Annotated in this window: 1 protein-coding gene; it reads right to left on the reverse strand. The window is 71.8% G+C overall.

Annotation, left to right across the window (positions count from 1 at the left end; genetic code table 11):
• Nucleotides 1-5261, reverse strand: a 5261-nt coding sequence (locus ACIBAG_RS45650) for an amino acid adenylation domain-containing protein (protein ID WP_399114065.1), incomplete at both ends; no start/stop codon positions are given.

Raw genomic sequence — 5261 nt, forward strand, 5'->3', positions numbered from 1 at the left:
AGTTCGCGCAGCCGGTGGGCGAGTTGGTTGGCGCGGGTGTCGAGCTGGGCGTAGGTCATGGACTGGCCGTCCGCGATGACCGCGACCGCGTCCGGCGTCCTTGCCGCCTGCTCCTCGAACAGCTCGTGCACCGTCCGCGTCACCGGCGTCGCAGAGACCGCGGCCCGGCCCGCCGCGAGCAGTTGCTCCCGCTCGCCCTCGGGCAGGTACACGGCGCGGGCGTCGCCGTCGTGGTCGGCGGCCATCGCCTCCAGCACCGCCCGGAACATCCCGGCGATCCGGTCGGCGTTGGCCTGGCTGAGCACATGGGAGGTGGAGCGCAGGCTCAGGACGCCGCCGAGGGCCGTGACGGTCAGGGCGAACTCGTTGGGAGCGTCGTTGAAGCCCCAGCCGTCCTCCGCCTCCTCGGCGTCCATCCGGTGGAAGTCGAGATAGCTGAAGAAGACGTCGACCAGACGGCCGCCGTCGGACCGGGCGATGGCCGGCATCGGGAAGTGGCGGTGCGGCCAGGCCTCGATCTCCCGGTCGGACATCTGCCGCACCAGCTCCCGCCAGGTGCGGGCAGAGCGGTCGGCGGGGAACGGCAGGGTGTTCAGATAGGTGCCGTAGATCCGGTCGGAGCCGGACGCCTCCGGGCGGCAGTGCGTGACCAGGCCGGCGTGGTAGGCGGGCTCGTCGGTGAGCTGCCCGATGACCTTCATGAACGCGGCGACCAGCACGCTCTTGACCGACGTCCGGGCCGCGCCGGCCAGGGCCCGCAGCGACTCCTCCAGATCGCCGAAGCGCGCTCCGGCGCGGATGGTCTCGGCGGGCGAGTCCAGGTCACCGTGCCAGCCGGCGGGGATCTGGGCCTTGGTGTGCTCGGAGACCACGGCATCCCAGTACGCGCGGTCCTCCTCCGACTCCAGGGCCGCGAGTTCGGCGGCCACGGAGTCGGCGAACCGCACCTCGGGAGCCTCGTACGGCTCCGGCTCCAGGCCGTCGCGCAGCCGCTGGTAGACGCGGACCAGGTCCACCAGGAACAGCTGGTTGCTCCAGCCGTCCATGACGGCGTGGCTCTGGGTGAAGGCGCACAGCCAGTCGGCGCCCAGGACATGGGCGGCGACGCGCAGCAGTGGCTCGGTGCCCCCGAGAGCGAAGGCCCTGGCCCGCTCCTCGGCAACGTACGCGGTCATGGCCTGCCGCTGCCGCTCCTCGGTCAGTTCGCGCAGGTCGTGCACGGTGACGGGCACCTCGACAGACGCGTGGACGAGTTGCAGCGGCACGGAGTAGCCGCTCAGCGCCACCGAGGTGCGCAGTGCGTCGTGACGGGCGACCACGGTGCGGACGGCCTGCGCGAAGGCGTCGGCGTCGAACGGCCGGTCGTCGTGCACCCGGTAGACGTTGACGTTGTGGTAGTTGCCCCGTTCCTGGTCGGCGAGGGTCTCGACGAGCATGCCCGTCTGCACCAGGGAGAGCGGGTAGGCGTCGGCGACGCCCTCGGGCAGCTTCGCGCGGTCCTGGGCGGAGACCAGCGCGAACGGGGCGGTGAAGGCCCGCACGGCGGAGGCCGGCTCCGTTCGGCCGGACAGCAGTTCGCACAGTGCGGCCACGGTGCGGTGCGCGAAGACGTCACGGACCGCCACGTCGAGGCCCTCGTCACGCAGGGCACCGACGAGGGCCACCGCGCGGATCGAGTCGCCGCCGAGGTCGAAGAAGTCGTCGTGCACTCCGAGGCGGCCGTCGCCGAGCACCTGGCCCCACACCGCGGTGACCCGCTCCTCCAACGGGGTGCGCGGCGCGGTGTACTCGACCCGGGCGTAGGCCTCCTCACCCGGGGCGGGCAGGGCCCGCCGGTCCACTTTGCCGTTGGCGTTGAGGGGAATCGACTCCAGTGCCACGAACGCGGACGGCACCATGTACTCGGGCAGGGTGCGGCCGAGCAGGGCGTGCAGTTCGGCGGGGTCGGGGGCGCTGTCCCCGTCCGGCACGAGGTAGGCCACGAGCCGCCTGTCGCCCGGCGCGTCCTCGCGGAGCAGCACGCGTGCGTCCGCGACCCGGGGGTGGTCGCCGAGCGCGGCCTCGATCTCGCCGAGTTCGACGCGGTAGCCACGGATCTTGACCTGTCCGTCGCCGCGGCCGAGGAAATCGACGCTGCCGTCGGGCAGGACCCGGACGATGTCCCCGGTGCGGTACAGCCGTCCTCCGGGCGGGCCGTACGGGTCCGGGAGGAAGCGTTCGCCGGTGAGTTCGGGGCGGCCGAGGTAGCCGCGGGCGACGCCGGCGCCACCGACGTACAGCTCGCCCGCGACACCGGTCGGTACGGGCTGGAGACGTCCGTCGAGCACGTACATCGCCACACCGGGCAGCGGCCGGCCGATGGGCATCACATCGGGCAGCGCGCCGTCCCGTGCCGGTTCGGGAACGGGCCAGGTGCTGGTTCCCACGGAGTTCTCGGTCGGGCCGTACTCGTTGACCAGCACGGTGTCCGGCGCCAGCTCCCGCCAGGACCGCACGGCCTGGCGGCGGAACGCCTCGCCCGCGACGACGAGCAGCGGGGCCAGCCGTCGCGCCTGGTCCGTGGAGAGTTGGTGCGTCAGCACTTCCAGGTGGGCCGGCGTGAGCTTCACGAAGGCGTACGGGGCACCGGCCGCCAGCGTCTCGCCGAGTCGGCCCAGGTCCAGATCCTGGGGCAGGACATGCACCGGCTGCCCGGCCAGCAGCGGCGCCCACAGGTTGGGCACCACCAGGTCGAAGGCGATCGAGGAGAACAGCGGGGCGCCACCGCCGGCGCCGGTCAGCTCGCGCACGGCCCAGGCGACATGGTTGGCCAGCCCGCTGTGCGGGACCAGCACGCCCTTGGGCCGCCCGGTGGATCCCGAGGTGTAGATGACGTACGCCAGCCGGTCCGGATCGGCGACCCGCTCCGGGGCCGACGACGGCTGGGCGTCGACCGACGCGCGGTCGACGTCGACGAGCAGCGTGCGCCCGCCGAAACCGTCTGCCGACCGCTCCTGGTGGGCGGACTGGGTGAGCAGTACGGCGACGTCGGCGTCGGCGAGCATGTGCGCGACGCGCTCGGCCGGGAAGACCGGGTCCATCGGAAGATAGGCGCCGCCCGCCTTCCACACCCCGAGCAGTCCGACGACCAGCTCGGCGCTCCGGTCCAGGAGCACTGCGACCACCGACTCCGGCCCGACACCGAGTTCACGCAGCCGGTGGGCGAGGCGGTTGGCGCGGGCGTCGAGCTCGGCGTAGGTCAGCCGCTCGTCGCCGGCGACGACCGCGAGCGCGTCGGGAGTGCGCAGGGCCTGTTCCTCGAAGAGCTCGAACACGGTCGCGGTCACCGGCTCGGTGGGGTTGACCGCCCACTCGCCGACCAGCCGCTCGTGCTCCTCGGCCGGGATCAGCGGCACGCGGGCGTCGCCGTCGGCGTCGGCTGCCATCGCCTCCAGCACCGCTCGGAACATCGCCCCGATGCGCTCGGTGTTCTCCAGGGTCAGCGACCAGGAGTCGGCGGTCAGGAAGATGTGCTTGACCCGGGAGGAGATGGTCAGCGGGAACTCGGTGGGGCTGTCGTCGATGCCGACCCGGTCGTCCACAAGCGAGGCGTCGACCTGCCGGAAGTCCTGGTAGTTGAAGAACACGTCGATCAGGCGCTGGGTGCCGCCGATCTCGCGCTGCACCGCCGGCAGCGGATGGCGGCGGTGCTCCCAGGTCTCCACCTCACGGGCGAAGGTGGCGCGAACCAGCTCCAGCCAGGTGGCCGGCATCCGGTCGAAGGCCAGCGGCAGCGTGTTGAGATACATGCCGTAGACCCGGTCGGCGCCCGTGACCTCGGGCCGCACGTCGAAGACGAGACCGGCATGGAACGCCTGGGCGTCGGTGAGCCCGGCCATGACCTTGCCGTACGCGGCGAGCATGACGCTCTTCAGCGACGCCCTGGCCTTGGCGGCGAGCGCCCGCAGCGCCGGCTCCAGGTCCTCCCAGGAGACCTGGACCTGGTGCTTCACACGCGGCGCGCCGCTGTCGTCGCCCCAGCCGGACGGCAGGGTGAACTTCTCGTAGTCGCCGGTGATCCGGTGCCAGAAGGCACGGTCCTCGGCGGAGGCGAGCGAGGCCAGTTCCCCCGCGATGGAGTCGGCGAACCGTACGGCGGGCCGCTCGTACGGTTCGGGCTCCAGGCCCTCACGCAGGCGCCGGTAGCAGCCCAGCAGCTCCATCAGAAGGGAGTGGTAGCTCCACCCCTCCATGATCGGGTGGCACTCGGTGACCGAGATCCACCAGACCGTGTCGCCCGTGACATGCGCGTGGAAGCGCATCAGGGTGGGCGCGCTCAGGTCGAAGGGGGCGGCGCGCTCGGCCCGGACGAACTCCTGGAGCGAGTCCTGGAGTTCGTTCTCGTCGAGGTGGCTGAGGTCGCGGACTCCGACGGCGGCCTCGGCGCGCTCGTGGACCAGTTGCAGCGGCACCGAGAAGTCGGTCAGATGAACCGAGGTGCGCAGCATGTCGTGACGCTCCACGACCTGGGCCACGGCCTTCTGGAACGCGGCGAGGTCGAAGGGCCGGTCGTCCAGGATCCGGAAGCAACTGCAGTTGTGGTAGTGGTTCTTCTCCTCGTCGGCCAGCATCTCGATGACCATGCCGGTCTGGATCTGGGACAGCGGGTAGGCATCCACGACCCCGTCGGGCAGCTTCGCCCGGTCCTCGTCGGAGATCAGCGCGAACGGCTCCACCAGCGTGAGGTGTTCAGCCGGTATCGCTAAGCGGCCGGTCAGCAGCTCACTGAGTTCGGCCACCGTACGCCGGTCGAAGACATCGCGTACTGAGAGATCGAAGCCCGCGTCACGCAGGGCGCCGACGAGGGCCACGGCGCGGATGGAGTCGCCGCCCAGGTCGAAGAAACTGTCGTGGACACCGACCCGCTCCACCTCCAGGGCGCCGGCCCAGACCGCGGCGACCTGCTCCTCGACCGGGGTGCGGGGCGCCGCGTAGGGAGCCCGGGCGAAGGCGTCCTCACCAGGGGCGGGCAGGGCGCGCTTGTCGAGCTTGCCGTTGGCGGTGAGCGGGATCGCCTCCAGCGTGACGAACGCCGCCGGGACCATGTAGTCCGGCAGGCCTCGGGCCAGGAACTCCCGCAGTTCCGCGGTGTCCGGGGCCGAGTCGCCGGACGGGACGAGATATCCGACCAGGCGTTTGTCGCCGGGGGTGTCTTCGCGGGCGAGGACGACGGCGTCGCGGAGGGCGGGGTGGGTGGTGAGGGTGGTTTCGATTTCGCCGAG

Origin of the sequence: Streptomyces sp. NPDC051243, from assembly GCF_044455405.1 — a bacterium.
Lineage (GTDB): Bacteria > Actinomycetota > Actinomycetes > Streptomycetales > Streptomycetaceae > Streptomyces.